This is a genomic window from Haloplanus sp. XH21, assembly GCF_023276355.1.
Classification (GTDB): Archaea; Halobacteriota; Halobacteria; order Halobacteriales; family Haloferacaceae; genus Haloplanus; species Haloplanus halobius.
Genome location: NZ_JALLPL010000001.1, coordinates 1,736,062 through 1,761,342 on the forward strand (window position 1 = coordinate 1,736,062; position 25,281 = coordinate 1,761,342).

At 68.0% G+C, this 25,281-nt stretch carries 30 protein-coding genes; 17 read left to right on the forward strand and 13 right to left on the reverse strand.

Features of this window, described 5'->3' with window-relative positions; translation table 11 throughout:
• Positions 1-9 precede the first annotated feature (9 nt).
• On the reverse strand, positions 10-1,242 hold the full coding sequence (locus MXB53_RS09035; RefSeq protein ID WP_248897050.1) for an iron-containing alcohol dehydrogenase: 1,233 nt from the start codon (positions 1,240-1,242) through the stop codon (positions 10-12).
• An 84-nt stretch (positions 1,243-1,326) separates the two neighbouring features.
• On the opposite strand from MXB53_RS09035, the gene MXB53_RS09040 reads away from it, so the two are divergent.
• Positions 1,327-1,995 carry a ferredoxin--NADP reductase gene (locus MXB53_RS09040; RefSeq protein WP_248897051.1) on the forward strand — a complete coding sequence of 223 codons (669 nt, stop codon included), beginning with the start codon at positions 1,327-1,329 and terminating at the stop codon, positions 1,993-1,995.
• On the opposite strand, the gene MXB53_RS09045 is transcribed toward MXB53_RS09040, so the two are convergent.
• The 3 genes from MXB53_RS09045 to MXB53_RS09055 all read right to left on the reverse strand — a co-directional run bounded on the left by MXB53_RS09045 (position 1,996) and on the right by MXB53_RS09055 (position 6,097).
• Positions 1,996-3,201, reverse strand: a complete 1,206-nt coding sequence (locus tag MXB53_RS09045; RefSeq protein ID WP_248897052.1) for an iron-containing alcohol dehydrogenase family protein — start codon at positions 3,199-3,201, stop codon at positions 1,996-1,998.
• Positions 3,198-5,204 (reverse strand): AMP-binding protein, encoded by a 2,007-nt coding sequence (locus tag MXB53_RS09050; RefSeq protein ID WP_248897053.1) that lies wholly within the window; start codon positions 5,202-5,204, stop codon positions 3,198-3,200. The genes MXB53_RS09045 and MXB53_RS09050 overlap by 4 nt, the downstream gene beginning before the upstream one ends.
• Before the next feature lie 122 nt (positions 5,205-5,326).
• On the reverse strand, positions 5,327-6,097 hold the full coding sequence (locus MXB53_RS09055; RefSeq protein ID WP_248897054.1) for an SDR family NAD(P)-dependent oxidoreductase: 771 nt from the start codon (positions 6,095-6,097) through the stop codon (positions 5,327-5,329).
• A 113-nt stretch (positions 6,098-6,210) separates the two neighbouring features.
• Here MXB53_RS09055 and argH point away from each other — a divergent pair, with 113 nt between their 5' ends.
• The gene (gene argH, locus MXB53_RS09060; RefSeq protein WP_248897055.1) at positions 6,211-7,476 is read left to right on the forward strand and encodes an argininosuccinate lyase; all 1,266 of its coding nucleotides are present in this window, start codon (positions 6,211-6,213) and stop codon (positions 7,474-7,476) included.
• An 85-nt stretch (positions 7,477-7,561) separates the two neighbouring features.
• On the opposite strand, the gene MXB53_RS09065 is transcribed toward argH, so the two are convergent.
• On the reverse strand, positions 7,562-7,801 hold the full coding sequence (locus MXB53_RS09065) for a DUF7120 family protein (protein WP_248897056.1): 240 nt from the start codon (positions 7,799-7,801) through the stop codon (positions 7,562-7,564).
• A gap of 126 nt (positions 7,802-7,927) precedes the next feature.
• On the opposite strand from MXB53_RS09065, the gene MXB53_RS09070 reads away from it, so the two are divergent.
• Positions 7,928-9,241 carry a cbb3-type cytochrome c oxidase subunit I gene (locus tag MXB53_RS09070; RefSeq protein ID WP_248897057.1) on the forward strand — a complete coding sequence of 438 codons (1,314 nt, stop codon included), beginning with the start codon at positions 7,928-7,930 and terminating at the stop codon, positions 9,239-9,241.
• Here the strand turns inward: MXB53_RS09070 and MXB53_RS09075 are convergent, their stop codons facing one another.
• The 5 genes from MXB53_RS09075 to MXB53_RS09095 all read right to left on the reverse strand — a co-directional run bounded on the left by MXB53_RS09075 (position 9,242) and on the right by MXB53_RS09095 (position 12,105).
• Positions 9,242-9,805, reverse strand: a complete 564-nt coding sequence (locus MXB53_RS09075) for a DUF7998 family protein (protein WP_248897058.1) — start codon at positions 9,803-9,805, stop codon at positions 9,242-9,244. It abuts the gene before it with no gap.
• 29 nt (positions 9,806-9,834) lie between these two features.
• Positions 9,835-10,188: a hypothetical protein gene (locus tag MXB53_RS09080; protein WP_248897059.1), complete on the reverse strand. Its 354-nt coding sequence runs from the start codon at positions 10,186-10,188 to the stop codon at positions 9,835-9,837.
• Positions 10,189-10,190: 2 nt separating this feature from the next.
• Positions 10,191-11,294, reverse strand: coding sequence for a TIGR04053 family radical SAM/SPASM domain-containing protein (locus MXB53_RS09085; RefSeq protein ID WP_248897060.1), 1,104 nt, complete (start codon positions 11,292-11,294; stop codon positions 10,191-10,193).
• 16 nt (positions 11,295-11,310) lie between these two features.
• Positions 11,311-11,604, reverse strand: coding sequence for a CGCGG family putative rSAM-modified RiPP protein (locus MXB53_RS09090; RefSeq protein WP_248897061.1), 294 nt, complete (start codon positions 11,602-11,604; stop codon positions 11,311-11,313).
• Between the two features lie 87 nt (positions 11,605-11,691).
• Positions 11,692-12,105, reverse strand: a complete 414-nt coding sequence (locus MXB53_RS09095; protein WP_248897062.1) for an SRPBCC family protein — start codon at positions 12,103-12,105, stop codon at positions 11,692-11,694.
• 104 nt (positions 12,106-12,209) lie between these two features.
• On the opposite strand from MXB53_RS09095, the gene MXB53_RS09100 reads away from it, so the two are divergent.
• From MXB53_RS09100 to MXB53_RS09125, 6 genes are all read left to right on the forward strand, one after another.
• Positions 12,210-12,473, forward strand: coding sequence for a DUF2249 domain-containing protein (locus tag MXB53_RS09100; protein WP_248897063.1), 264 nt, complete (start codon positions 12,210-12,212; stop codon positions 12,471-12,473).
• 57 nt (positions 12,474-12,530) lie between these two features.
• On the forward strand, positions 12,531-14,042 hold the full coding sequence (locus tag MXB53_RS09105) for an aldehyde dehydrogenase family protein (protein ID WP_248897064.1): 1,512 nt from the start codon (positions 12,531-12,533) through the stop codon (positions 14,040-14,042).
• 59 nt (positions 14,043-14,101) lie between these two features.
• Entirely contained in the window at positions 14,102-14,287 is a 186-nt protein-coding gene (locus MXB53_RS09110) for a methytransferase partner Trm112 (RefSeq protein ID WP_248897065.1), read from the forward strand.
• 118 nt (positions 14,288-14,405) lie between these two features.
• Complete coding sequence (locus MXB53_RS09115) at positions 14,406-14,987, forward strand: DUF7524 family protein (protein ID WP_248897066.1); 582 nt, start codon at positions 14,406-14,408, stop codon at positions 14,985-14,987.
• 37 nt (positions 14,988-15,024) lie between these two features.
• Positions 15,025-15,726 carry a YqjF family protein gene (locus MXB53_RS09120; RefSeq protein ID WP_248897067.1) on the forward strand — a complete coding sequence of 234 codons (702 nt, stop codon included), beginning with the start codon at positions 15,025-15,027 and terminating at the stop codon, positions 15,724-15,726.
• Positions 15,727-15,778: 52 nt separating this feature from the next.
• Positions 15,779-16,078 carry a hypothetical protein gene (locus MXB53_RS09125; RefSeq protein ID WP_248897068.1) on the forward strand — a complete coding sequence of 100 codons (300 nt, stop codon included), beginning with the start codon at positions 15,779-15,781 and terminating at the stop codon, positions 16,076-16,078.
• Between the two features lie 62 nt (positions 16,079-16,140).
• Here MXB53_RS09125 and MXB53_RS09130 read toward each other — a convergent pair whose 3' ends face one another.
• A complete protein-coding gene (locus tag MXB53_RS09130) occupies positions 16,141-16,569 on the reverse strand; it encodes a universal stress protein (RefSeq protein WP_248897069.1) in 429 nt (142 codons plus the stop codon).
• A gap of 180 nt (positions 16,570-16,749) precedes the next feature.
• On the opposite strand from MXB53_RS09130, the gene MXB53_RS09135 reads away from it, so the two are divergent.
• Positions 16,750-17,517, forward strand: coding sequence for an SIMPL domain-containing protein (locus MXB53_RS09135; protein ID WP_248897070.1), 768 nt, complete (start codon positions 16,750-16,752; stop codon positions 17,515-17,517).
• Positions 17,518-17,560: 43 nt separating this feature from the next.
• On the opposite strand, the gene MXB53_RS09140 is transcribed toward MXB53_RS09135, so the two are convergent.
• Positions 17,561-17,839, reverse strand: coding sequence for a UPF0058 family protein (locus MXB53_RS09140; RefSeq protein WP_248897071.1), 279 nt, complete (start codon positions 17,837-17,839; stop codon positions 17,561-17,563).
• Positions 17,840-17,989: 150 nt separating this feature from the next.
• The gene (locus tag MXB53_RS09145; protein ID WP_248897072.1) at positions 17,990-18,205 is read right to left on the reverse strand and encodes a ribbon-helix-helix domain-containing protein; all 216 of its coding nucleotides are present in this window, start codon (positions 18,203-18,205) and stop codon (positions 17,990-17,992) included.
• 169 nt (positions 18,206-18,374) lie between these two features.
• On the opposite strand from MXB53_RS09145, the gene MXB53_RS09150 reads away from it, so the two are divergent.
• The 7 genes from MXB53_RS09150 (at position 18,375) to MXB53_RS09180 (ending at position 25,278) form a co-directional block, all read left to right on the forward strand.
• Entirely contained in the window at positions 18,375-18,971 is a 597-nt protein-coding gene (locus tag MXB53_RS09150; protein ID WP_248897073.1) for a sulfite oxidase-like oxidoreductase, read from the forward strand.
• 36 nt (positions 18,972-19,007) lie between these two features.
• Positions 19,008-20,348 (forward strand): isochorismate synthase, encoded by a 1,341-nt coding sequence (locus tag MXB53_RS09155; RefSeq protein WP_248897074.1) that lies wholly within the window; start codon positions 19,008-19,010, stop codon positions 20,346-20,348.
• A complete protein-coding gene (gene menD / locus MXB53_RS09160; RefSeq protein ID WP_248897075.1) occupies positions 20,345-22,117 on the forward strand; it encodes a 2-succinyl-5-enolpyruvyl-6-hydroxy-3-cyclohexene-1-carboxylic-acid synthase in 1,773 nt (590 codons plus the stop codon). The genes MXB53_RS09155 and menD overlap by 4 nt, the downstream gene beginning before the upstream one ends.
• 26 nt (positions 22,118-22,143) lie before the next feature.
• Positions 22,144-22,491 carry a DUF8066 domain-containing protein gene (locus MXB53_RS09165; protein WP_248897076.1) on the forward strand — a complete coding sequence of 116 codons (348 nt, stop codon included), beginning with the start codon at positions 22,144-22,146 and terminating at the stop codon, positions 22,489-22,491.
• A gap of 43 nt (positions 22,492-22,534) precedes the next feature.
• Entirely contained in the window at positions 22,535-23,461 is a 927-nt protein-coding gene (locus MXB53_RS09170) for a 1,4-dihydroxy-2-naphthoyl-CoA synthase (RefSeq protein WP_248897077.1), read from the forward strand.
• 127 nt (positions 23,462-23,588) lie between these two features.
• Positions 23,589-24,071, forward strand: a complete 483-nt coding sequence (locus tag MXB53_RS09175; protein ID WP_248897078.1) for a hypothetical protein — start codon at positions 23,589-23,591, stop codon at positions 24,069-24,071.
• A 31-nt stretch (positions 24,072-24,102) separates the two neighbouring features.
• Positions 24,103-25,278, forward strand: coding sequence for an inorganic phosphate transporter (locus MXB53_RS09180; protein WP_248897079.1), 1,176 nt, complete (start codon positions 24,103-24,105; stop codon positions 25,276-25,278).
• Positions 25,279-25,281 lie beyond the last annotated feature (3 nt).

The window sequence follows — 25,281 nt, forward strand, 5'->3', positions numbered from 1 at the left end:
CAACGCCGGTCAGGACCGCCGCGGACTGTCCGGCGCCAGCGCGTCGTCGTAGATGGTGATGTAGAGGTCGGCGATTTCCTCGCGCGTCGGTTTCCGCGGGTTGTTGTCGGGCGACCCCGAGTCGATGGCGTCTTGGGCCATCTCGTCGACGACGTCGAGATACTCCTCGCGGTCGGGTACCTCGCCGAAGTCGTCGAGATAGCCCGTGAGATCCAGATCGTCACAGAGGCTGAGGATGCCGTCGGCGGCCGCGTCGGCGGCCTCGCGCGTCGGGTCGTCGGCGTCGGCGGCGCCGAGGACCCGCGCTACTTCGGCGTACTTCTCCGGTGCCGCCATCGCCGAGAAGTCGACGACGTAGGGGAGGATGAGCCCGTTCGCGAGGCCGTGCGGGATGTGGAGCTGAGCCCCCAGCGGGCGCGCGAGGCCGTGGACCAGCGCGACCGAGGCGTTGGTGAAGGCCTGCCCCGCCTGGAGTTGGCCGACCATCATGTCGGCGCGGGCGTCGAGGTCGTCGCCGTTGGCCCACGCGATCGGGAGCGATCGGGCGATGCGCTCCATCGCCGCCTCGGCGTAGCCGTCGGGGACGCTGTAGGATTTCACCGAGACGTACGCCTCGATGGCGTGGGTCAGGGCGTCGATGCCAGTGAAGGCGGTGTGGCTCTTGGGGAGCGAGACGGTGAGTTCGGGGTCCTCGATGGCCACGTCGGGGACGACGTTCGCGGAGACGATGAGGAACTTCGTGGACGTGGACTCGTCGCTGACGACGACCGAGCGGGTCGCCTCGCTGCCCGTCCCGGCTGTCGTGTTGACGGCGATGAGCGGCGGGATGGGGTTCGGAACGCCCTCGTAGCCGGTGCGGTCGACGCCGAAGTCGCGGATCGACCCCTCGTTGGTCGCGAGAATACCGACGCCCTTGCCGGTGTCGATGGAGGACCCGCCGCCGAGAGTGACGATGACGTCGCCGTCGTGGCGCTCGTACAGCGCGTGGGCGCTCTCGATGTTGTCGACAGTGGGGTCGGGACGAACGTCGGTGTAGACGACGGGGTCGACGCCCGCGGCTTCGAGGTGCTCAGTGATGGTCTCGCCGTGGAACTCGAAGATCTGTTCGGTCGCGACGACGAGCGCCGTATCGCCGTGACGGGCGGCGTGTGCCCCGACTGACTCTACGGCGCCGACGCCGAGTTCGATCCGTCCCGGCGAGACGACCGTGCGCGCCTCGCTCGACAGTACGGTGTCGTGCATGTCACCCGCGAAATCGGGTTTGTGTCTCTTATAAGCTCGGTCGGGTGTCGAAGGTTTATCCCTGCGCCCCGCGGTGTGACGTGTATGCCACAGGTCAGCGTCGAGACCATCGAGTCGGTCGGAGAGCGAACCGTCGCGATCGAACTCCGGACGCCCGAAGGGTTCGACGCCGACCCCGGACAGTTCGTCCTCGTCCGTGCGACCGTCGACGGCAGCGAGGAGCAACGCTCCTCTGGAAACCGGTCGGAGACCGGTGGCGTCGAAGAGACGGGGTACTACACCATCTCCTCGCCCGACGTCGAGGAGACGTTGGAGATCACGGTCGAAGCCGCAGCGGAGGGCACGCTCGCGCCCTGGTTGGCCGAACGTTCACCCGGCGACACCGTCGAAATCGAGGGGCCCTTCGGCGACGTTCGGTACACGGGCGACGGACCGGTCGTCGTCCTCGCCGAGGGGCCGGGCATCGGTCCGGCCGTCGGCATCGCGGAACGCGCCCAGCGCGCGGGTCACGACGCGACGGTCGTGTTCTGGGGCGAGTCCCCGCCGCACCAGGAGCGCCTCGACGCCCTCGAAGACGAGGGGGGGACGGTCCTCCTCGTCGGGTCGCTCGACGAGGCGGCCGATATGCTCGCCGGCGTCGAAGACGAGACGGTGTACGTCTTCGGCTTCGAGTCGTTCGTCAGGGACGCCAAGACGGTCGCCGAAGCGGTCGGCGTCGACGACCTGCAGACCGAGAGTTTCGGCGCGCGGTAATCACCAGGCCGACTCCAGCACCGCGAGCACGTCGTCGTGGGTCGGATTCAGTCCGTCGGGAACGGTCCCCATCAGCGAGTCGTCCATGATTCGGTCGGCCACGTCGTTCAACTCGTCCCGCGCGAGGCCGTCGATCGACCGGAGTGCGGACGGCAGTCCCAGGTCGTCGCGCACGTCGGCAACGGCGTCGACGACGGCCGTCGCCACCTCGTCGTCGCTCAGGTCGTCAGTGGAAACACCGAGTGCCTCCGCGAGCAACCGCCGGCGGCCGTCGACTTCGTCGAAGAGAGAGCGCAGGACGTGCGGCGCGACGATGCCGTGGACGACGCCCTGATGCACGTCGTAGCCGCGGGAGACGCCGTGGCCGAAGGCGTGGATGATCGAGAGTTTGTACTGGCCGGGCATCGAGACGCCGTACTGGACACAGACGATCCCCGCCAGCACGTCGTCCAGTCGGTCGGCGTCCATCGGCTCCTCGCGAAGCGTCGGGAGGCCGGCGCCCAGCAGTCTGAGGCCGCGGGCGGCGGTACCGTCGGTGACCGGCGTCGAGTGCCGCGTGTAGAGCGCCTCGATACCCTTATCGAAGCCGTTCATCGCCGAGGCCGTCAGCACGGACTCCGGCGTCGTCCGGTAGAGTTCGGCGTCGTAAAACAGGGCTGCGGGCATGAGCCGCGCGTCGCCGACGCCGCCGCTCGGCGCGTCGGACTCGTCGCCCATCCCGAACGTCACGCCCGCGACCACCGACAGGTCGGCGCCAGCGAGCGTCGTCGGCACGGCGGCGATGGGGAGGGGATCGGCGTCGACGTCGAGCGACGCCTCCGCGATGGCCCGTCGCCCGACTGCCTCGGGGTCGTCGCGCGCGGCGAGGGTGGCGGTGACCTTCGCCACGTCGAGGGAACTCCCGCCGCCGACGGCGACGAGTGCGTCGACGTCCTCGCTGGCGGCCCGCTTTGCGCCGTCGATGGCCGTCCCGAGATACTTCTCGGGCGTCGTCTCGTCGAAGACGCCGGCGAGGTGGTCGCCGAGACCCGCCCGAACCGGGTCCATCACGGCGGGCGTCGATCCGACGGTCCGGCCACAGACGACGAGAACGCGGTCCCAGCCGTGCCGGTCGCACACCGCGCCGAGGTCGGCAACTGCGCCGGGACGGCAGACGATGGCCCCCGGTTGGTAGTCGAACGCGAACCGCTGGCGGTCGTCGCTCATCGTGCCGCTTCGATGGCGTCCAGCGCCTCGGGGTTCTCGATGCTGCTCATATCCCCGAGTTCCTCGCCGCGGTACACCGACGCGATGGCGCGACGAATGATCTTCCCGCTCTGCGTTTTGGGCAGGGCGTCGACGAACAGGACCTCACGCGGGCGGAAGGGCTTGCCGAGTTCCGCGCCGACGGTGTCCCGGATGGCCGCGCGCAGGTCGTCGTCCACCGTCGCGTCGGGGTCGGGGACGACGTAGAGAACGACGGCCGTTCCCGTCGTCTCGTCGGGCGCGCCGACGGCGGCGGCCTGGTTCACCGCGTCGTGTTCCATCGCCGCTCCTTCGACTTCCGCCGGGCCGACCTTCCGCCCCGCGACGTTCAGCGCGTCGTCGGCGCGGCCGTGCAGGAACCAGAAGCCGTCTTCGTCTTGCTGCGCCCAGTCGCCGTGGTCCCAGAGGCCGTCCCAGGTGCTCCAGTACTCCGCCAGATACCGCTCGTCGCCGCTCCAGAGGGACTTGGTCATGCTCGGACAGGAGTCACGCGCGACGAGGAAGCCCCGTTCGTGGGTGTCGGCGATGGAGTCGCCGTCGCTGTCCACGATGTCGATATCCATCCCCAGGCCCGGCCCGCCGAGCGTGCAGGGCTTGAGCGATTGAATCGGCAGGGGCATCAGGAAACAGCCCATGATTTCGGTCCCGCCCGAGATGTTGATGATGGGCGTGTCGCCGCCGCCGACTTCCTCGAAGAACCAGAGCCAGGACTCGGGGTCCCAGGGTTCGCCCGTCGACCCCAACACGCGGAGACTGGAGAGGTCATAGCCCTCGATCCATTCGTCGCCCCGCTTGCGGAGCGCGCGGATGGCGGTCGGCGAGATGCCGAACTGGGTGAGTTCGTGGTCGTCGATCATGCGCCAGAACCGGTCGGGGTTCGGATGGTCCGGCGCGCCCTCGTACATGAACACCGTGCCGCCGTGGGCGTGGGTGCCCATCAGCGACCACGGCCCCATCATCCACCCGATGTCGCTCACCCAGAAGAAGCGGTCGGCGGGCTTGAGATCCATCCCGAAGTACACTTCCTTGGCGGCCTGAACGAGGGCGCCGGCGTGGGTGTGGACGATGCCTTTCGGTTTCCCCGTCGTCCCCGAGGAGTACAGCAGCATCGACTCCTGGCTGGAGTCGAGCGATTTCGTCTCGTATGCGTCGTCGGCCGCACCGACGCTCTCCGCCCAGTGGTCGTCGCGCGCGTCGTCCCACGGGATCTCGCCGTCGCTCGCGAGGCCGAGACGGTCGTAGACAACCGTCTGCTCGACGTGGCCCGCCTGCTCGATGGCCGCGTCGGCGTCCGCTTTCAGGCGGACGTGGTCGCCGCGCCGGTAGAAGCCGTCGCCCGTGAACAGGACGCGGGGTTCGGAATCGGCGATGCGGGTGGCCGTCGCGTCGACGCCGAACCCCGAGAAGATGGGCACCGCGATGGCGCCCACCTTGAAACAGCCGTAGAGGATGGCGGCGACTTCGGGCACCATCGGCATATAGAGGCCGACGGTGTCGCCCGTGCCGACGCCCCGCGATTCGAGGTAGTTCGCCACCCGGTTGGCGTCCCGGTGGAGTTCGTGGTAGGTCACCTCGCGCACGTCGCCCGGTTCGCCCTCCCAGATGCAGGCGACTTTGTTGCGCCGTTCGGCGTCCGTCGCGGCGTGCCGGTCGAGGACGTTGTGGGCGGCGTTGAGTCGCCCGCCGGGGTACCACTCCGTGAACTGCGGGCCGTCGGCGTCGTTGCGGACGGCGTCGTACCCCTCGTCGAACTCGATGTCCAGATAGTCGACGAGTTCGTCCCAGAACCAGTCGACTCCCGACTGCGGTTCGCCCTCCACCGTCGACGTGGTGCGCTCGATCAACTCGGCGTAGTCGTCGATGTCGTACGTCCGCATGAACTCCCAGACGTTCGTCGACTCGACGAAGGACCGAGACGGGTGATAGACGACCGATTCCGTCCCGTACTCCCGTTCGCGTGACATGGCTGGAACTCTGCGCCGTGGAGTAAGAGGTTTTTCGTCGGTCTATAGTAGCGTTTGGAACTGTTTGCACACCTGATCGCACGCAATCCTTCGATCAGGTGTGCGCTGACTTACAACGGCTACTATTCGAACGCGTCGGCGGTGAAGCCGTCGTCGACGGTCAACACGCTCCCGTTGGTGTAACTCGCGGCGTCGCTGACGAGGTAGATGGCTGCGCCGACGATCTCCGCGGGGTCGGCGAGGCGGCCGGTGGTCGTCCGCTCGGCGATCTCCTCGTGGCGCGGCGTGCCCTCGGCGTAGGTGCCCGCGGTCTGTTCCGAGCGCACGAAGCCGGGTTTGACGGCGTTGACCCGGATCTCGGGGCCGAGCTCCTTCGCCGCGACGCGCGTCAGGGAGTCGACACCGCCTTTGGCCGCCGTGTACGGCACGAGATCCGGAATCGCGAGATCGTTCGAGATGGAGGAGATGTTGAGGATCGCTCCCTCGTCCATGCGCTCGGCGAACACCTGGGTGGCGCGGTACGTGCCGGCGAGTTGGACGTCGAGCACCGTCTCCCAGTCCTCGTCGGTGCCGTTCGCGAGGTTCGTCCGCGAGACGGCGCCCTGGGAGGTGACGAGGATGTCGATGCCGCCGAGCGCATCGATCGTGGCGTCCCGCAGCGCCGTGAGCGTGTCTCGCTCCGTCACGTCACAGGTCACCTCGACCGTCTCGGCACCGAGGTCGCGCAGTTCCGCCGCCGTCTCGGCGACGCTGTCCTCGCTCCGACTCGTCGCGACGACATCCGCGCCGTCGGCAGCGAACCCCCGGGCAATCGCTCGGCCGATGCCGCTCGTCCCACCGATCACGACCGCTCGCTTGTCCGCAACCGTCACCGGCGTGTGGTCGTACACCATACGCCTCCGTCACGCGGTGAGGACTTATACTGTCGGCCGTCGGCAGAGAGCGCCAGTCACAGCGCGACCCGCCAGAAGTAACCCTTTAGTACGGTCTGTCGATATCTGCGTGCATGCTTTGGGAGAACACCGAGCACTCGGCGAGCGAGGCCACCCTGCAATATACGATGGAGCCGAAGGCGTTCGAGAACCGGTTTCTCCCGTACGACGTGCTGACGAACCTCGCGCACGTGACGATGCTGAACCGGCAGGGGTTCGTCACCGACGACGAACTCGCGGAACTCCGCGCGGCGCTCACGGACCTCTATCACGAGGCCGACGAGGTGGAAGGCGAGGACGTTCACACCTTCGTCGAAGAGCAGGTCACCCAGCGGACGGAGGCTGGCAAGAAGATGCATCTCGCCCGGTCGCGCAACGACCAGATCTTCGTCGACACGCGTCTCTTCATGAAGGACGCGACCATCGACCTGGCCCACCGGATCCTGGCGTTCATCGACGCCCTCGACGAGTTCGCGGCGGAGAAGAACATGCTGATCCCGGGCTACACCCACCAGCAACAGGCGATGCCGTCCTCGACGGGGCTGTGGGCGTCGAGTTACGCCGACGCGCTCGTCGACGACCTGAAATCGCTGCGAGCGACCTTCCGCATCATCGACGCCAACCCCCTCGGCGCCGCCGCGTCGTACGGCACCACGCTCGACATCGACCGCGACCTGACGACGGAACTGCTCGGCTTCTCCCAGAAACAGCACAATCCGATCTACTGCTCGAACCGCGGGAAGCAGGAACTGCAACTGCTCCAGACACTCGATCTGGTGATGCTCGACATCCAGAAGATGGCCGAGGACCTCATCAACTTCTCGGAGGACCAGCAGTTCTTCGAGTTGCCCGACGAGTACTGCACGGGCAGCAGCATCATGCCCCAGAAGCGGAACCCGGACATCCTCGAACTCGCGCGGGCGAAAGCCGAGGAGGTGTCGGCGAGCAAGGAGGCCATCCGGCGCATCATCGGCAAACTCCCGAGCGGCTACAACCGCGACAGCCAGCAGACCAAAGGGCACCTCATCGAGTCGGTGGATACGGTGCGGGCGACGGTCGACATCCTCACACCACTGGTCGAGGAGCTAGAACTTGCCGACGACTTCGACATCGACGAGGGCATCTTCGCCGCCTACACCGCGAACCAGAAGGTGAAAGCGGGCATGTCGTTCCGCGACGCCTACCACGAGGTCAAGCAGAGCCAGGAGTACGAGGTGCACGACGAGGTGGCCGAACCGGTGCGACAGCCGCTCGGTGACCTGCGCGAGTTCTGGAGCGAGGAGCGGGCGGACTTCGACGCGATGAGCGAGCGACTCCTGACCGCTGCCGACGAAGAATAGTCGCCTTATAGGATTATCGTAACTGGCCATCGATTCTCGCCGTGACGGGTCGGCGAGAATCGATGATGACTCCCGATAATTCCGATTACAGCGTCGGTTCGTCGTCGCCTTCATTGCGGATGGCGGGATCCTGCTGGTCCTCGACGACCTGCGTGAACAGATCTTCTTCGGCCTGTTCGGTCGACTCTTCGGTGGTGTACGCCGAGACGCCGAGCGAGAGCAGTTCCTCGACGGCCTGATCCCGGTTGATGAACTCCCCTTCGTTGACGAGCTGGGTGATCTCCATATCGACGTCGTCCGGTAGCGAGACTTCGGCGGAAGGCATATCGTCTAGTCCGGCGTTCCACCGTGTTAAAAACCCGGTTTCGTGAGAGTGATTGTGAATCGGCCGGACCGGCGGGCGAATATGTTCGCCCAGAGGTCGAGAGGGGCCGAGCCCGTAGCGTCGTCCATGTCCATCGTACCCGGAGGCGTCGAGACGGACCGCCAGCCACCGCTCTCGATTCCGTTGCGGCATTTCGTCGTCGCGTTGGGGTTCCTGCTCGTCGGCTCCGCGCTCGGCGTCGCGCACGCCCTCGGCGCCGTCTCGGGGCTCGCGCGCCTCGCGCACGTCCACCTCCTGCTCGTCGGCTTCGTCTGTCTCACCATCGCGGGAGCGATGACGCAGTTCGTCCCGGTGTGGTCGGGGACGGATCTTCACTCCCACCGCCTGGCGCGAGGACAACTGTGGCTCATCACCGGGGGGGTGGTCGGCTTCGCCGCTGCGTTGCTGGCGTCGCGGCCGGCCCTCCTGCCGGTGTTCGGCGTCGCCATGCTCGCCGGGTTCTGGACGCTCGCGTACAACGTCGGCCGGACGCTCGCCACGGCCCGACCGCTGGACATCACCGAGCAGCATTTCGTGACGGCGCTCGGGTTTTTCCTCCTGCTCACGGTCCTCGGCGTTGCGCTCGCCGTCGGACTCTCGACGCCGCTGTTTCCCGGGGCGCGGGGGGCGGTCGTCGCCGCCCACGCCACGCTCGCGGTGTTCGGCGCCGTCCTGACGACCGTCTTCGGCGCGCTGTACCAACTCGTGACGATGTTCGGGCAGACGGAACTTCGGGGGTCCGACCACGCGCTCCAGCGGGTCGAGACGGTGGGCTACCCGCTCGGCGTCGTCGGTCTCGCGCTCGGCCGACTCGTCGCGAACCCGGTGCTGGCCCGCGCGGGCGCCGCACTCCTGCTCACGGGCAGCCTCGCCTTTCTCGTCGTTCTCGCGCGACGGCTCCGGGACGCGCGCAGCGACTGGACGCCGATGCTGGCCCGCTACGCGCTCCTCGTTCCCGCGCTGCTCTGTTGGGCGCTCCTGACGCTCCCCGTGTGGCTCCGGACGCCGCTCGGCGAGGACGCCCTGTTCGGCGCCCCCGGGACGAGTCACCTGCTCGCCCTGGTCGTCGTCCTCGTCGTCGTCGGGACGCTCTACCACGTCGTCCCCTTCCTCGTCTGGGTCCACCGCTACAGCGACCACCTGGGGTTCGCGGACGTCCCCATGATCGACGACCTGTACGACGAGCGGCTCGCGACGGTCGATCTCGTCCTCGTCGCGGGCGGCGGCACGCTCCTCGTCGCCGGCGACTGGACCGCCCGCACCGACCTCTCACTCGCCGGTGGCGTCGCCCTCGCAGTGGGATTCGTCGTCTTCGCGGCGAACCTGCTGCACGTCCTGTGGCGACACGCGCCCGACTCCGTTCGCCGGGGGCGGGCGGCCGAGACATCGAGAGACGACTGATCAGAACGGCGCCGTCGATCCGTCCATCGCGCCCGCCGTTTCGACGGCGTCCACGAGTTCGTCGTCACCCTCCGGCACGTCACCCGTCTCGCGAACCGACTGCTCCATCGCCGCGAGGCGGTCGTTGATACGGGCGCTCTGGCCGTGCATCGGCGCCACCCGGACGCGCACGAGGTCGAACTCGTGGCCCGCGTCGTCGGCGTTCCACGCGCGGAACGACGCGATCGCGAGGGTGTCGCTCTGCGGGCAGAACTCCGTCGTCGGCGTGAACTCAGCGCGGAGCACCGCGGGGTCGTCCGCCTGCACCGCGTACCGGTAGCCGGCGTCCGGATGGCGGGTGTCGAGGTTCAGCCGCGCCAGGTTGTAGCCGAACGTCACGTCGTAGACGGTGCGCTCCTCGAACCGGTCGCGCGTCAGGCGGTGGAACGCGGCGTGAGCCCGTCCCGTCAACACGTCGTGATCCCCGAGGAAGGGGCCGGGGGCCGGTAGATGCGCCGGGCAGACGGAGTCGTAGTCGTCGAAGTCGCTCTCGTCGCTCGACCAGGGGCGGGGGACGATGGGCATGACCGGTTCGAGGTACGGCTTCGGGCTGCCTATCTCCGGTCCCGAACATCTTCGACCGGACCGAACAGGCGCCGGACCGTCGGCGCGGCCTCGCTCCCGTCGTCGTCGACCGCCCGCCGCGCGGGGGCGAGTACGCCCGCAGCGATTCGATCGGCCATCCGTGCCACGGTACGCCGCTGTGCCGGCATCAGTTCATCGAGCGATCCGAGGGCGGTCTCCAGCTCTCGCCCCGCGATGGCGACGCCGTACTCGCGGAGGAAGCCGTCGAGCGGGTCGGTCTGGGTCTCGGTCGCGGGGGGCGCCGAAGGGCAACTGCCCCCGTCTGGGTCGTCCCGCTCCCCCGGATCCGGCAGTTCCCCGTCGAGTACGGACTGGGCTGGCATGGTCAGTCCCCCGTCGCGGCCGACGGTCGGTCGTCGGGCAGCGGCCCCTCGTAGCCGTCCGGGACGTACGCACAGAGCGGGTCGCTCGCCAGCGGGTCGCCGGTTCGGGCGTAGGCGCGCGACCGGCTCCCGCCACAGACCTCGCGGAACTCGCAGGCGCCACACTTCCCGCGGAGGGCGTCGGCGTTCCGTAGCGAGGTGAACAGGTCCGACTCGCGGTAGCAGTCCACAAGGCTCGTCTCGCGGACGTTGCCGGCGGACTCGGGGAGAAAGCCAGACGGGAACACCTCGCCGACGTGGCTGACGAACGCGAACCCGTCGCCGGCGGTGATGCCGACCCGGCGGCCGAGGGCGTCGGCCGCGTCCGTCGCTACGCCGTCGTCGCGTCGCCGCTGGAGCGCCACCCGGCGGTAGTGCGGGGCCTCGGTCGTCTTGATGTCGAACGGGGCTTCGTCGTCGACGGCGGCCAGCCACTCCATCACGCGCTCGGCGCGGTCCGGCGAGATGGAGTCGAGGACGGCGCCGCGGCCGATCGGGACGAGGAAGAACACCGACCAGAGCACGGCGCCGAGGTCGGCGACCAGATCCCGAATCGCCGGGAGTTCGGCCACCGTCTCGGCGCAGACGGTGGTGTTGATCTGGAGCGGCAGGCCGGCGTCGTTGGCGGCCCGCGCCGCCTCGATGGTCGATTCGAAACTGCCGGGTTCGCCGCGGAACTCGTCGTGGGCGGCCCGCGATCCGCCGTCGATGCTGAGGGCCATGCGGCGGGCGCCGGCGTCCGCCAAGGCGTCGACCCGCTCCGGCGTCAGCGACGCCGTCCCGCTCGGAGTGAGCGTCATCAGGAGCCCCTGCTCGGCGCCGTAGTCCACGAGTTCGACGGTGTCGTCGCGGGCCAGCGGGTCACCGCCCGAGAGGACGACGAGCTGGTTCTCGCCGAAGCGCCGCGCCTCGTCGAGCAGCGCCTTCCCCTCCGCCGTCATGAGTTCGTCGGGGTGGCGCTCGGGCTGGGCGTCGGCCCGGCAGTGTTTGCAGGTGAGTTCGCACGCCCGCGTGCGTTCCCAGACGAGCACGAACGGCCGTCGGTCGGTGTCGATGGTTTGGTGCATCGTAGTCGGAGGAGACTTAGACGTGAACGCGCGTGACGTGGCCGCCACAGCCACACTGATCGACGTACTCCACGGTCGCGTCCTCGAAGGCGTCCCGCAGCTCGGCGTAGAGATACGCCTCGGGGTGGCCGTGGTCGCCGTGGGTCACGATATTGACGTGGTTGCCCGGCGCGGTGTGTTCGACGGCCGCGATGGCCTGCTCGACGACGAGGCTGTGGTCGGCGGCGTGGGCCGGCGTTTCGAGGTTCGCCGACCACGACGTCTCGTGGACCGTCTCGGTGATGGGTTCGACGCTGTCGTGATGGCGCATACCTCACCGTTTGGCTTCCCCCGTGCAAAGCCGTCCCCCGAACACGTTCGGTTTCGCTGCCGGCTGTCCGTCGAACCAGGGACAATATCACTCGGCGGCCGATTCGAGAGACTCCAGTTGGGCGGTGAGTTCCCGGCGGCGCTGTCGGCTGACGACCGTCGCGTCCAGCAGTTCGCCGACGAGCGAGACATCGAGAGCGAAGTCGGTCGTCGCCTCGACGCGCGTTCCGTCGTCGACGTCTTCGAGGTGGTAGACGGTGCGCATCGACTCGAACATCCCCTCGTGTTGTTCGTAGGCGAGGACGGCGTCCGGGTCGTCGACGCGTTCGACCGTCAACTCGATCTCGGCGAGGCCGACCCGGTTCGTCAGATCGATGATGTCGCCGTCGACATCGACTTCGTCGAACCCGGCGGCGCGCATGAAGGGTTCGACATCCAGGATCGCCTCTCGGACGGCCGATTCGGGCGCCGCAATCGTGCGCGTGACGGTGACGGTCTCCATATCGTGTGTTCGCTCCGGGAGTCCCAAGAAGCCCCGCTCTCGTGACGACCGTGCCGAACCCGTTCGGGACAAACCCCTCGATAGCGGCGGCCCTCGTGACGGGTATGTCGAGCGTCGAATCGATCCTGGCCGAGACGAACGCGCCCACGAACGCCAGCCACGAGGTACTCAACGTGCGTGACCTCCCGCCGCCGGAACCGCTGAAGCTCACGCTGGAGACACTCGCCGACGCGGACGACGACACCGTGATCGTGCAGGTGAGCGACCGGGTTCCCCAGCACCTCTTCCCTCGTCTGGACGACCGTGGGTTCACGTACGACACTATCGAGCGCGACGACCGCGTCGTGACGGCCATCTGGAACGGCTAGTGGTCGTTCAGCGAACCCACCATCAGGACTAACCGTCAGCCAGACGAACTTTGGCGCATGGGAGACCGCTCTGAACCCACAGGTCCAGCGCTGACGACCGACGCCCAGTGGGACGTGCTGTACATCGACGGCGAGTGGCGGCCCGCGGACGGGGACGAAACTATCCCCGTCATGGATCCGTCGACGCGCGATCAGGTGGCTCGCGTGCCGGCCGGCACCGAGGGTGACGTCGATGCGGCCTACGAGGCGGCCGCCGAGGCCGCGACCGAGTGGGCCGAAACGACGCCGGATCGCCGCGAGACGGTCCTCAACGAGTTCCTTCAAGCGTTCGACGACAACAAGGAGGCGATCATCGAACTGCTCGAAGACGAAGCCGGCGGCTCACGGATCATGGGCGAGACCTCCATCGGCATCGCCCGCGATCACGCCCGCGAAGCGTCGACGTACCCTCGTCGAGTCAAGGGCGAACACAAGGAATCCTCGATTCCCGGCAAGGAGAACATCGTTCGCCGGGAACCGGCCGGCGTCGTCACCGTCATCACGCCCTGGAACTTCCCGCTCAACCTCACGATGCGAGCGGTGGCGCCCGCCGTCGCGACCGGCAACACGGTAGTGATCAAGCCGGCGACGAACACCCCGATCACCGGCGGACTGGTGTTCGCACGGCTGTTCGAGGAGACGTCGCTGCCCGACGGCGTCGTGAACGTCGTGACGGGCCGTGGCTCCGAAATCGGGGACCGTGTCGCCGGGCACCCCGAGAGCGATGTCGTCACGTTCACCGGATCGACGCCAGTCGGGCGACAGGTGGCCGCAACCGCCGCGGAGAACCTCGCCACGCCGGTGATGGAACTGGGCGGTAACAACGCCCACATCGTCACCGCCGACGCCGATCTCGATGCGGCGGTCGACGGCGGCGTTTTCGGCTCGTTCGTCCATCAGGGACAGGTCTGTATCTCCATCAATCGCCACGTCGTCCACGAGGACGTCTACGACGAGTACGTCGACCGCCTCACGCAACGCGCCGAGGCGCTCCCGGTCGGGAGCGCCCACGACCCGGACACCGTCGTCGGCCCCATCATCGACGAGTCCCAGCGCGACGAGATGTTGGGCTACGTCGAGGAGACGGTCGACGCGGGCGCGACGCTCGAAACCGGCGGCGAGACGGTGGATCTTCCGGGCGTCGAGGACTCGCTGGTCGTCGCACCCACCGTCCTCTCGGAGGTGACGAACGACATGTCGGCGGCCTGTTTCGAGCATTTCGGGCCGATTGCGCCGGTGATCCCGTTCTCCACCGTCGAGGAAGCCATCGACATCGCCAACGACACCGCGTACGGTCTCTCGGGGTCGGTCCACGCGGGCGACGAGGGCACGGGCCAATCCATCGCGCGGCGGCTGGACACCGGTCACGTCCACGTCGACGATCAGCCGATCAACGACGAGGCCCACGTCCCTTTCAGCGGCATCAACGCCTCCGGGATGGGTGGGTTCAACAGCGACCGCATCCTCGATGCGATCACCGAGACGAAATGGATCTCGGTCCAACACGAACCGCGCGAGTTCCCATTCTGAGCGACACTGGCGCCTCGGCACCCGTGGATTTTTACCGACCGGCCGCCACCTGCCGAGTAATGAAAGAATCCCTGATGGACATCCTCTGTGACCCGCTCGATAAGAGCGACCTCGAACTCGAAGTCGAGGAGCGCGACGGCGAAGAGATACTCGAGGGGCGACTCGTCGGCACCGTCACCGGCGAGGAGTATCCGATCGAGGACGGCATCCCGAATCTGCTCCCGCCGGACATGCGCGAGGAGTGAGACGGTTACTGTACGTCAGTACCGGACCGTCTCGGCGAACCACCGGGACACAATTACAACGGTCCGTATGAGACTGTCGGCCTGAACCTTTTTCGTCCCTCGGCCCGACCGTCGTCGTGTGACTCCGGTATTGCTCGTCGAGTTGAACCGTGGGGAGCTTCACAACGTCGAGGCCCCGGCGGAGTTTTCGACATCCGAGGCGTTCTCGGTCGAGCTCCGCAATCACGGTGAAGCCGTCCACGTCCATCTCCGCGCCGACGACCCGCTGTCCGCGGTTGCGCGCATCGATTCCGACGGCAACGTTTTCGTCGAGCACGGGACGACCCAGTCGGTCCCCGTCAGCGTCGGCGATGTCGGCTCGCCGGTGACGGGGTCCCTCGAAATTTCGACCGGCTACGGCGCCGAGGGCCAGTCCATAGCGGTGACGGTCGAGCCAGAATCCGAGGAGAACGAGGTCGACGTCGACGAGACGCTCTCCCGCCCCCCGAACGCCGACCAGAACACCGAGACGGTGCCGATCGGCGAGCGCTTCGAAACGCTCATCCCCAGTCGTCGGACGGCGTCGCTGGTTCTCCTCGGCATCCTCGCAATCGCCGTCGCGGCGGCCGTCGCCAGCGCCGTCCAGAGTACGGCGGTCCTCATCGGCACCGGCGTCGTCGTCGGCGCGGTGCTCGCCGCGCTCGTCATGGCGTTCCGGTAGGCCACGGAGTTTTCGCCCTGGGATCCCACATCTCGCTATGGTCCTCTCGCTGAAGATGGGGTGGCGACACCTGCTGTTCGAGAACTGGCCGGTCGATGCGTCGATCGTCGCCGCCCACCTCCCCGACGCGCTCGACGTCGACGAACACGACGGCCGCGCGTGGCTCTCGGTGGTGCCCTTTACCAACGTCGCGGTCCGCCCCGTGGGCGTCCCGGCCCGTCTCGGCGTCGCACTGCCCGAACTCAACCTGCGGACGTACGTCACCTGCGACGGCGAACCCGGCGTCTACTTCTTCAGTCTCGACGCGCAGGGTGTGCTGAGCGTCCTCGCGGCTCGCCTCCTCCAGCATCTCCCCTACTACTACGCACGGATCGCGCTCGAATCGGTCGACGGGCGGGTCCGGTTCACCAGCCGTCGTCGCCACCCCGGCGCGCGCCCCGCCGACTACGCGGCCGACTACTGGCCGACCGGCGAGGCGTTCGTCCCGAGCGACGACTCGCTCGCCGCGTTCCTCGTCGAACGCTACCGCTTCTACACGCAGGCGCCGGACGGGTCGCTCGGATACACGGACATCGACCACGACCCGTGGACGCTCTACCCGGCGGCCGCCGAGACGCGGACGAACACGCTGTTTGCGGCCAACGGGTTCGCGGAGCCGGAATCGGCGCCCGTCCGGTATTACAGTCCGGGACTCGACGTGACGGCGACCGCGAGCCAGCGCTGGACGACGCCCGAATGACCCCGGTTAGGCCGGCGTTTTTATCGCCGGGCGACCGATTTCGCGGACGACGATGAGTGACGACAGCACATCCGAGACGGAACAGGGGCCGACGGCGAAAATCGAGGAGCTCGACGAGCGGATCCCGGAGGACGGCGTCGTATTCAAACGTCTCTCGGCCGCGCGCAGTCGCATCGCGGAGTACAAAGCGGCCGAAGGCGAGTCCGAGCGCGCGGACCTCCGCGAGCAGATCGAATCCGAACTCGAGGAGGTGCGGACCGCCATCGAATCCGAACTCGACGAAGGCAAGGAGAAAGCCCACGGCCTCGTCGACGACATCGAGTCACGACTCTCCCGGCTGTGGGGGAAATAGTGGGCCGCGTCGACAGTCGACCGTACCGGCGACACGCGCTTTTCGACGTATCGCCGGCGGTGTCACTCCTCGCGGTCACACACCGTCAGAACCGGCCGGTCGACCGTCCGGAGGACGCGCGACGCCGTGCTGCCGAGTAACCGTCGGGAGAGTCCCGCCCGACCGTGCCGCCCCATCACCACGAGGTCGATGTCGTTCTCGCGGACGTAGTCGGCGATCACCTCGTGGGGGACGCCGGCGCGAAGCGCCGTCCGAACGGACAGTGATCGCTCGCGACACGCGTCGGCGACGGCCGCCGTCGGTGGCGACTCCTGCAGCAGGTCCCGCAGAGCCGACTCATCCATCGAGGGCGTGATCGGACTCATACGGCTGTCGACGACGTACAGTGCGTGGACGGTCGCGTCGTACTGCGCGGCGAGTTCGAGTGCGTGTTCCGTCGCCTCGGCCGCGGGGTCGCTACGGTCGGTGGGGATCAGGATATTGTCGTACATCGATGGGATTCGGTGGCCGCCGGGACGGCCACCATCGGCGTGGGCGACGTTTCGCCCTCGGGCCGTATATATGTCGGCCGTCGAGCGCGGAGCGCCACTGCTCGATGAGCGACGAGTATCTCAAACCACCGTTTGTGTCTACGAGAGACATATACCGTGCCCGAACGATCCTCCAGTCACATGCAACGTCATACGATCGCTGCCATAGGTGTCGCGGTACTGCTCGTACTCGCAGGGTGTTCGACCGGACCGTCGTCCTCGGCGTCGCCCACGCCGGAGCAACCGAACAGCACGATTCACGTCGCCGGGAGCGGCAGCGCCGACGCGGAACCGAACCAGGCGGTGCTGCAGGTCGCCGTCGTCGCGACGGCGCCCGACGCCGCGACCGCGCGGCAGCGACTCGCCGAGAACACGTCCCGGATGCGGGACGCGCTCCAGGGAATCGGCATCGACGACGAGCACATCCGGACGGAGCGCTACGACATCTACCGCGACCGGACGCCGCCGCGTGAGGAGGGGGAGGAACCGCCCGTCCGGTACCGCGCCTCTCACGACTTCGAAATCACGGTGGACGACCCCGACCGGGTAGGGACGGTCCTCGACACCGCGGTCCAGAACGGCGCGACCGAGGTCAACGACGTCACGTTCACGCTCTCATCGGATCGGCGCCGCCAGCTCGAACAGCAGGCCCGGAGCGCCGCGATGGCGGACGCCAGAGCGAAAGCAGAGATGCTGGCGTCCACCGAGAACCTCACGGTTACCGGCGTCGACGTGATCCGGACCACGAGCGGCGACTCGCCGCTCCCCGTCGACGAGTACGCCGCCGCGACGGCGACGCCGGCGCCCACGGCGGGCGCGGCCTCCGACATCGAGTCCGGCCCGGTGACGGTGCGAACGACCGTCCGCGTCGTCTACGAGGCGTCCCCGTCGGAGAACGCGACGGCGTAGCGGTCGCTCGCGGCCGGCGAACCGCGAGAGAAGTGGATCGCGTTCAGAGTTTGCTTTCCGCGTCTTCGGCGAGTTCGGCCATGCGCTTGCCGACGCGGCCGGCGTCGGAGAACTCGTCTTCGCTCATCGCCGTCGCCAAGGCGTTGCCGAGGACGAACACGGCGTGCTTGTGCTCGCTTTTCGATTTGTGGACGTGCGAGGGGTCGACGCTCAGCGATTCGTAGGGCTCGAAGATGGAGTCGTCGACCGTTTCCTGGCTGCGGAAGTAGTTCATGATCGTCACCATCTGCTCGTGGAGTTCGAGGAGTTCCTCCTTGTGCATACCCTCTCTACGGTCGTAGGCCGGTTAAGGATTATTGCGGTACCATCGCACACGCAGTTCGGGCGGAAGCCACGCGCTGTGCGGCGTCGGCAGTCGATGCGGGAGACGAACCCTGGTCGGGCGAGACGTCATCGCGGTCGAGGCGGCCTGTTAGAACACGTACTCGTCTTCGTGTCCCATCATGCCGCCTTCCTCTTCGAACCCCGGTTCTTCCTCCTCGATCGGGCCGCTGGTCTTGTAGGCTCGAAGCCCGGTCGAGAGCAGTTCGCTGATGGCTTCCTCCCGATTGACGAACTCGCCCTTCTCGATCAACTGGGCGATCTGCATCTCCAGGTGTTCCGGAACCGTTATTTCCACTTGTGGCATCTGAACGTGGGGGGGTTTGGAAGGCCCGTATTTAAATTCTGCGGGCTAATTTTGATTCCGATAACTGAAACTTCGAGTCAGCCAGGTAATTCATCACGAGCACGAAACGGAGTTTCGGAAAACGATACTCGACCGACACGCATAGATGAATGGAGGGCGACGTGTCGGTATGGTCAGGGACGTCACGGATCTGTACCGCGAGTTCGGCGACGAGCGGCTCCCGCCGGGCCAGCACCGCACCGAGTCGTTCCCGGTGCTCTCGAAGGGGAACGTCCCGCGAGTGCCTCGCGAGGAGTGGTCCGTTTCGGTGAGCGGCGCCGTCGACGACGCCGTGACGTTCGACTGGGACGCGTTCACGGCGCTCGGCACGGAGACGCAGCGACAGGACTTCCACTGTGTCACCGGGTGGAGCCGGTTCGACTGCGAGTTCACCGGCGTTCCCTTCCCCACGCTCGCCGAGCACGTCGGCGTCCACGACGACGCGGAACACGTCCTCTTTCATGCCGCCGATGATTACACGACGGACCTCCCGCTGGACGCCTGTCTCCGCCCGGAGACGCTGCTGGCGTTCGACTTCGACGGCGACCCGTTGCCGCGGGACCACGGCGGCCCGGTACGGATCGTCACGCCTCACAGATACGCCTACAAGGGTGCGAAGTGGGTGACGGGCGTGGAGTTCCTCACGGAACCGGAACGCGGGTTCTGGGAGAAGCGGGGCTACTCCGTCACCGCGAACCCGTGGCAGGAAGAGCGCTACAGCGGATAGTTAGGTAAAAGAGTGCGGCGGCCTCACGGGTTTATAATGGGTGTCCCGCGAAGCGACGAGGCGGGAACGCGCCTCGTCAGCCGGTCGGTTCGGGCGTCGGTTCCGTCGCTCCGTGCCGCCCTCGACGCCATACCGGCCCCGCGTACGTTCTGGACCGGCCCCGACGAGGCGACGGTCGTCGGCGGCGGCGCCGCTGCGACCATCGCTGCCGACGGCGACGACCGGTTCGCCGCCGTCCGCGAGGGGATCGACCGGGTGTTGCGCGCCGGCGACGTCCACGCCGGTACCGAGGCCGCCTGCCCCCGCCTGTTCGGTGGCTTCGCCTTCCACGACGAGAGGAGCGACGGCGGGACGTGGGCCGACTTTCCCGGCGCGCGCTTTGTCCTCCCGCGCGTTCAGGTGACCGACACCGACCGCGGGACGTGGCTGACGGTCAACGCCTTCGACCCCGAGGCGTCGCCGGCCGCCGTCGAAACCCGCCTCGCCGACGAGCGGGACCGTCTCGAATCGCTGACTGATGAAGGCTCGGACACGTCTCCCGCGATCGTCTCGCGGACGCGCACGACCCCGCGGTCGGCGTGGCGCGAGTCCGTCGAGGCCGCCATCGAACGCATCCGCGCCGGCGATCTGCAGAAGGTCGTCCTCGCCCAGGCGCTCGACGTATCGCTCGACCGCCCGCTGTCGGTGCCGGACGTCCTCCACCGTCTCGGAGAGACCTACCCCGACTGCTACCGATTCCTGGTGGAGCCGACGGCAGAGGACGACGCGAACCGCCCGAGTTTCTTCGGCGCCACGCCCGAGCGACTGGTCCGGCGACAGGGCCGGACCGTCACGACGGGGGCGCTCGCGGGCACGACCGGGCGGGGCGACACGCCCGCCGAAGACGACTGGCTGGCCGAGGAACTGCTCGCCGACGAGAAGAACGTCCACGAACACGAACTCGTCGCGGAGACCATCCGCGATCAACTGGCGCCCTTTGCCTCCTCCATCACCGCGGGCCAGCGCCGCGTCCGCCGCCTGGAGACCGTCCAACACCTCTTTACGCCCATCACCGCGACGCTCGACAGCGACACGCACGTCCTCGACCTGGTGGAGGCGCTGCATCCGACGCCCGCCGTCGGCGGGCTGCCGCCCGAGCGCGCGCTGGCGACCATCCGCGAGACGGAGCCGTTCGACCGTGGCTGGTACGCAGCGCCCGTGGGCTGGGTCGACGCCGCCGGCAACGGCTCCTTCGCCGTCGCCATCCGGTCGGCGCTCGCCCGCGATACGGACGTCACGCTGTTCGCCGGCGTCGGCGTCGTCGCCGACTCCGACCCCGACCGCGAGTGGGACGAAGTGCAACTCAAATACCGGCCGATCCTGGACGAACTAGAATGAGCGCACCCAACCGAAACGTCCTCTGGGGGCGGGCGCTGGTCGACGAACTCGTCCGCGCGGGCGTCGAGAACGTCGTCGTCTCGCCCGGCAGTCGCTCGACGCCGCTCGTCACCGCCGTCGACGAACACGACGACCTGACCGTGCACTCCGTCCTCGACGAGCGCTCGGCGGCCTACTTCGCCCTCGGCCGCGCGCGCCGGACCGGCGACGTGACGCCGCTCGTCTGCACCTCGGGCACGGCGGCCGCGAACTACCATCCCGCCGTCGTCGAGGCCGACGAGGGTCGGGTCCCACTCCTTCTCCTCACGGCCGACCGCCCTCCGGAACTCCGGGACAGCGGCGCCAACCAGACCGTCGATCAGGAGAAGCTCTACGGCGACGCCGTCCGGTGGTATAAGGACCTGCCCGAACCCGAGGCCGACGCGCGCAAACTTCGGAGCCTGCGGACGACCGTCGCCCGTGCGCTCGCGGAGGCCACGGGGACCCCCTCGGGACCGGTCCATCTCAACTGCCCGTTCCGCAAGCCCCTGGAACCGACGCCCGTCGCCGGCGACGTGCCCGCCGACCTCGATACCCTCGCCGCGGCCGGCCGCGACGACGACCGTCCGTTCGTCTCGACGACGGCGGGGACGCCACAGCTCGACCGGAGCGACCTCACCCCGCTCGTCGACGCGCTGGCGGTCGAGCGCGGTCTTATCGTCGCCGGTCCCGCGGACCCGCCGGGCGTCGACCCCGAAGCGGTCACCGCGCTCGCTCACGCCACCGGTTTCCCCATCCTCGCCGATCCGCTCTCCGGCCTCCGGTTCGGCGGGCACACCCGCGTCACGACGACGTGTGGCGGCTACGACGGCTATCTCGATTCGCGCGTGACGGCGGACTGGCCCGCCCCCGACACCGTCCTCCGCCTCGGCGCCTCGCCCACCTCGAAGCGCCTGCGCAACTACCTCGCTCGCACCGGCGCGCGGCAGTTCGTCGTCGACCCCGCGGGCGCGTGGCGCGAGGCCGAGTTCCGGGCGACCGACCTCGTCGTCGCGGACCCGTCGCGCCTGACGGCGCGCCTCGCCGAACTCGTCGGTGGCGCCGGCGACCCCGACTGGCGCGGCCGATGGGAGACGGCCGAGCGCACCCATCAGGATGTCGCAGGCGACGTGACGACCGACGAATCGGGCGGCTACTTCGAGGGGGCCGTCCTCGCCGACGTGACCGACCTCGCGCCCGAACCCGCGACGCTCGTGGTGTCGAACTCGACGCCCGTCCGCGACGCCGACCGGTACGCCGAACCCCAGGCCGCGGGCTACACCGTCCTCGGGAACCGCGGCGCGTCGGGCATCGACGGCGTCGTCTCCACCGCCCTCGGCGCCGGCAGCGCCACCACGGACCACCTGACGCTCGTCGTCGGCGACCTGGCCTACTACCACGACAGCAACGGTCTGCTGTCGGCGCTTCGCTGCGGCGTCGAGGCGACCATCGTCTGCGTCAACAACGACGGCGGCGGCATCTTCCATCGCCTCCCCATCGAGTCGTTCGACCCCCCCTTCAGCGAGTCGTTCAAGACGCCCCACGGCCTCGAGTTCGAACCGACGACCGACCTCTACGACCTGGGGTACACTGCCGTCGATGACCGGGAGGGGTTCCGCGACGCCTACGCCGAGTCCGTCGCGAGCGACGGCACCGATGTCATCGAGGTGCGGACGGACGCCGAGGCGAGCCAGCGCACCCGCGAGCGGTTGGTCGAGGAGACGGTTTCGGAACTGGAAGACCGGATTTAGGTACCCGGCGTCGACAGTCAGGAGCGATGCCCTCCATCGACATGACCTGGCGGACGGTCAGTATCGCCCTCGCAGTCGCCGTCCTCGGCTACGCCGTCGTCATCGCCACCCACGTCCTGCTCGGCGTCTTCCTCGCGGCCGTCGTCTATCTCGTCGCGTGGCTGGTCGACCGCGTCTCGCCCGGGAGTCCGCTCGACGACATGAGCCAGGCGCGGATCACGGCGGCGGGAGCCGTCTCCCTTCTTGTCCTCGGGTATTCGATCGTAATCGTCGCGAACATCCTCCTTGGCGTCATCGTCGCGGTGACGGTGTTCGTCGTCGCGTGGATTACCAGCCCCATTGGACCGGTCGCCCGGTGGCTCGACGCGCGCTGATCGCACGAACATCTTTTTGCGCGCGCCGTCCCCGTCTCGACGTATGGTTTCTGACCTCTTCGACGCCGACCGCTGGACTGCCGTCACCGACGATTTTCAGGACGTGACCTACCACCGCGCGGACGACGTTCCCGCCGTCCGCATCGCCATCGACCGGCCGAAGGTGCGCAACGCCTTCCGCCCCCGCACCGTCGACGAACTCTACGCGGCGCTGGATCACGCCCGTCAGCAGTCCGACATCGGCTGTATCCTCCTCACCGGTAACGGCCCGTCGCCGAAAGACGGCGGGTGGGCGTTCTCCGCGGGCGGCGACCAGGCGATTCGCGGGGAGTCGGGCTACGAGTACGAGGGCGACGAGGACGACGCGGACGGCGCCGAGACGGGTGACGCGGAACTCGACACGGAGACGCCGACGGTCGGCCGCCTCCACATCCTCGAAGTCCAGCGCATGATTCGGTTCATGCCGAAACCCGTCGTCGCCGTCGTGCCGGGGTGGGCCGTCGGCGGCGGGCACTCCCTCCACGTCATCTGTGACCTCACGCTCGCGAGCGAGGAACACGCGAAGTTCCTCCAGACCGACCCCGACGTGGCCTCCTTCGACGCCGGGTTCGGCTCCGCCTACCTCGCCCGGCAGGTGGGGCAGAAGAAAGCCCGCGAGATATTCTTCCTCGGCAAGACCTACGACGCCGACGAGGCCGCGGAGATGGGGATGGTGAACGAGTCGGTGCCCCACGAGGAGTTGGAGGCGGTGGCGCTGGAGTGGGCCGAGACGATGACCGCGAAGAGTCCGACGGCGATGCGGATGCTGAAATACGCGTTCAACCTCGCGGACGACGGCATGGTCGGCCAGCAGATGTTCGCGGGCGAGGCGACGCGACTCGCGTACATGACCGACGAGGCAAGCGAGGGACGAGACGCCTTCCTCGAAGGGCGGGAGCCGGACTTCTCGGACGTGCCCTGGCATTACTGAGGGGTCTCGGCGGCCATCGAGACGGGCGGCCGCGACGTTCAGAGGCGGGGAGAGAACGCCGGCGATCACAGGACGATAGCCGACGGTATATATGTGCGCGCGACAAATTTGCCGTACGTGGTGACTGATGAATCCGAATCGTGTTGATTTTCTGGTCGACTTGGCGTACGGCGTGGTTATCCTTCTCGCGGCGGCGCTCATCCTGCTCGTCGGCACCGGTGCCGGCGTCGCGTTCGGTATCGGTGCGATCGTCTCGTACGTGATTCACGTCGTCTGGAAGATGGCACGGTTCGACCCGCAGTGGATGTCCGAAGAGGTGACCGAAGAGGTGACCGAGAAAGTCGAGGAGACGCTCGCAGAGGAAGTCACCGAGGAGGTCACGGAGAGCGTCGAACAGACCGTCACCGAGGAGGTGACCGAAGAGGTGACCGAGAAAGTCGAGGAGACGGTCAAAGCGGAGGTCACGGAGAACGTCGAGCGGACCATCTCCGAGGAAGTGAACGACATCATCGACAAACTGGAGCAGGTGAACGAACGCGTCGATCGCCGCCCTCGGGCGGATCAGATCGACGCGATGACGAAAGGCGAAAAGGAGGAGGACGAGTCGTGATTTCGAACGCTACGGGAGGGTCCGTGACAGTATGATCGGCGCGCTCCTTCTCGTCGGGTTCGCCGTCTCGCTTTTCGTCGGGTTCAACATCGGCGGTTCGAACACCGGACCGGCGTTCGGCCCCGCCGTGGGCGCGAACGTCATCTCGAAACTCCTCGCCGGCGCGCTCATGTCGGTGTTTTTCTTCATCGGTGCGTGGACCATCGGTCGGCGGGTCGTCGACACGCTGGGCCGGGAACTGGTGACCGACCCCGGCGTGTTCACGATCGAATCCAGCATCGTCGTCCTCTTTTTCATCGGCGGCGCGCTGTTCATCGGCAACTACGCCGGCGTGCCGGCGTCGACATCGATGACGGCCGTCGGCGCCATCGCGGGGCTCGCGCTCGCGGCGGGCGAACTCAACTGGGCCGTCATGGGCGAAATCGCAGTCTGGTGGATCGTCGCCCCGCTCGTCGGCTTCTGGGTCTCCGGCGTCGTCGGGCGGTATTTCTACCCGACGATCAACCGCTGGGTGGCCATCGAGGGGTCCGCCGGGTCGTTACTCGAGGTCGACCGGTCGGGGACGATCCCCTCCGTCGGACTCGGCCCCGACACGACGCCGCGGGAGGTCGTCGGCGCGACGGTCGTCATCGCCATCGGCTGTCTGATGGCCTTCTCCTCGGGCACGTCGAACATCGCCAATGCCATCGCGCCGCTGTACGGCGCCGGCGTCGACATGAACCTCCTGATCCTGCTCGGCTGTGGCTCGGTGGCCATCGGCGCGCTCACCATCGCCCGGCGGACGCTCGATACGCTCGGCAACGATATCACTGACCTCCCGCTGACGGCGGCCATCGTCGTCGCCGTCATCTCCTCCGGCATCGTCATCGCCCTCTCGGCCATCGGCATCCCCGCCTCGTTCGTCATCATCGCCACCATGTCCATCGTGGGCCTGGGATGGGGGCGAGCGACGCGGGCGATCACCGTCTCCGAAGGGATGCGCGGCGAGGCGAAACCCAACGTCTCGGTCGGCGCGCTGACGGCCGACGAACCCGGTGAGGAGGCGCCCGACATCGGCGAAGAGGACCCGGACGAGACGCCGAGCGCCGCCGAACTGTTCAACCCCGAGACGACGGGGCGAGTCGTCCTGATGCAGAACGTGGTGCCGCTGCTCTCGACCATCGGCGCGTACGCGACGTTCCGACTGCTGTTCGCGTTCTGGTGGTAGGTC

What these genes read in the sequence shown, in the direction of transcription:
- MXB53_RS09035 (WP_248897050.1), bottom strand. Translation starts at nt 1,242, where the DNA reads ATGCACGACACCGTACTGTCGAGCGAGGCGCGCACGGTCGTCTCGCCG.
- MXB53_RS09040 (WP_248897051.1), top strand. Translation starts at nt 1,327, where the DNA reads ATGCCACAGGTCAGCGTCGAGACCATCGAGTCGGTCGGAGAGCGAACC.
- MXB53_RS09045 (WP_248897052.1), bottom strand. Translation starts at nt 3,201, where the DNA reads ATGAGCGACGACCGCCAGCGGTTCGCGTTCGACTACCAACCGGGGGCC.
- MXB53_RS09050 (WP_248897053.1), bottom strand. Translation starts at nt 5,204, where the DNA reads ATGTCACGCGAACGGGAGTACGGGACGGAATCGGTCGTCTATCACCCG.
- MXB53_RS09055 (WP_248897054.1), bottom strand. Translation starts at nt 6,097, where the DNA reads ATGGTGTACGACCACACGCCGGTGACGGTTGCGGACAAGCGAGCGGTC.
- argH (WP_248897055.1), top strand. Translation starts at nt 6,211, where the DNA reads ATGCTTTGGGAGAACACCGAGCACTCGGCGAGCGAGGCCACCCTGCAA.
- MXB53_RS09065 (WP_248897056.1), bottom strand. Translation starts at nt 7,801, where the DNA reads ATGCCTTCCGCCGAAGTCTCGCTACCGGACGACGTCGATATGGAGATC.
- MXB53_RS09070 (WP_248897057.1), top strand. Translation starts at nt 7,928, where the DNA reads ATGTCCATCGTACCCGGAGGCGTCGAGACGGACCGCCAGCCACCGCTC.
- MXB53_RS09075 (WP_248897058.1), bottom strand. Translation starts at nt 9,805, where the DNA reads ATGCCCATCGTCCCCCGCCCCTGGTCGAGCGACGAGAGCGACTTCGAC.
- MXB53_RS09080 (WP_248897059.1), bottom strand. Translation starts at nt 10,188, where the DNA reads ATGCCAGCCCAGTCCGTACTCGACGGGGAACTGCCGGATCCGGGGGAG.
- MXB53_RS09085 (WP_248897060.1), bottom strand. Translation starts at nt 11,294, where the DNA reads ATGCACCAAACCATCGACACCGACCGACGGCCGTTCGTGCTCGTCTGG.
- MXB53_RS09090 (WP_248897061.1), bottom strand. Translation starts at nt 11,604, where the DNA reads ATGCGCCATCACGACAGCGTCGAACCCATCACCGAGACGGTCCACGAG.
- MXB53_RS09095 (WP_248897062.1), bottom strand. Translation starts at nt 12,105, where the DNA reads ATGGAGACCGTCACCGTCACGCGCACGATTGCGGCGCCCGAATCGGCC.
- MXB53_RS09100 (WP_248897063.1), top strand. Translation starts at nt 12,210, where the DNA reads ATGTCGAGCGTCGAATCGATCCTGGCCGAGACGAACGCGCCCACGAAC.
- MXB53_RS09105 (WP_248897064.1), top strand. Translation starts at nt 12,531, where the DNA reads ATGGGAGACCGCTCTGAACCCACAGGTCCAGCGCTGACGACCGACGCC.
- MXB53_RS09110 (WP_248897065.1), top strand. Translation starts at nt 14,102, where the DNA reads ATGAAAGAATCCCTGATGGACATCCTCTGTGACCCGCTCGATAAGAGC.
- MXB53_RS09120 (WP_248897067.1), top strand. Translation starts at nt 15,025, where the DNA reads ATGGTCCTCTCGCTGAAGATGGGGTGGCGACACCTGCTGTTCGAGAAC.
- MXB53_RS09125 (WP_248897068.1), top strand. Translation starts at nt 15,779, where the DNA reads ATGAGTGACGACAGCACATCCGAGACGGAACAGGGGCCGACGGCGAAA.
- MXB53_RS09130 (WP_248897069.1), bottom strand. Translation starts at nt 16,569, where the DNA reads ATGTACGACAATATCCTGATCCCCACCGACCGTAGCGACCCCGCGGCC.
- MXB53_RS09135 (WP_248897070.1), top strand. Translation starts at nt 16,750, where the DNA reads ATGCAACGTCATACGATCGCTGCCATAGGTGTCGCGGTACTGCTCGTA.
- MXB53_RS09140 (WP_248897071.1), bottom strand. Translation starts at nt 17,839, where the DNA reads ATGCACAAGGAGGAACTCCTCGAACTCCACGAGCAGATGGTGACGATC.
- MXB53_RS09145 (WP_248897072.1), bottom strand. Translation starts at nt 18,205, where the DNA reads ATGCCACAAGTGGAAATAACGGTTCCGGAACACCTGGAGATGCAGATC.
- MXB53_RS09150 (WP_248897073.1), top strand. Translation starts at nt 18,375, where the DNA reads ATGGTCAGGGACGTCACGGATCTGTACCGCGAGTTCGGCGACGAGCGG.
- MXB53_RS09155 (WP_248897074.1), top strand. Translation starts at nt 19,008, where the DNA reads ATGGGTGTCCCGCGAAGCGACGAGGCGGGAACGCGCCTCGTCAGCCGG.
- menD (WP_248897075.1), top strand. Translation starts at nt 20,345, where the DNA reads ATGAGCGCACCCAACCGAAACGTCCTCTGGGGGCGGGCGCTGGTCGAC.
- MXB53_RS09165 (WP_248897076.1), top strand. Translation starts at nt 22,144, where the DNA reads ATGCCCTCCATCGACATGACCTGGCGGACGGTCAGTATCGCCCTCGCA.
- MXB53_RS09170 (WP_248897077.1), top strand. Translation starts at nt 22,535, where the DNA reads ATGGTTTCTGACCTCTTCGACGCCGACCGCTGGACTGCCGTCACCGAC.
- MXB53_RS09175 (WP_248897078.1), top strand. Translation starts at nt 23,589, where the DNA reads ATGAATCCGAATCGTGTTGATTTTCTGGTCGACTTGGCGTACGGCGTG.
- MXB53_RS09180 (WP_248897079.1), top strand. Translation starts at nt 24,103, where the DNA reads ATGATCGGCGCGCTCCTTCTCGTCGGGTTCGCCGTCTCGCTTTTCGTC.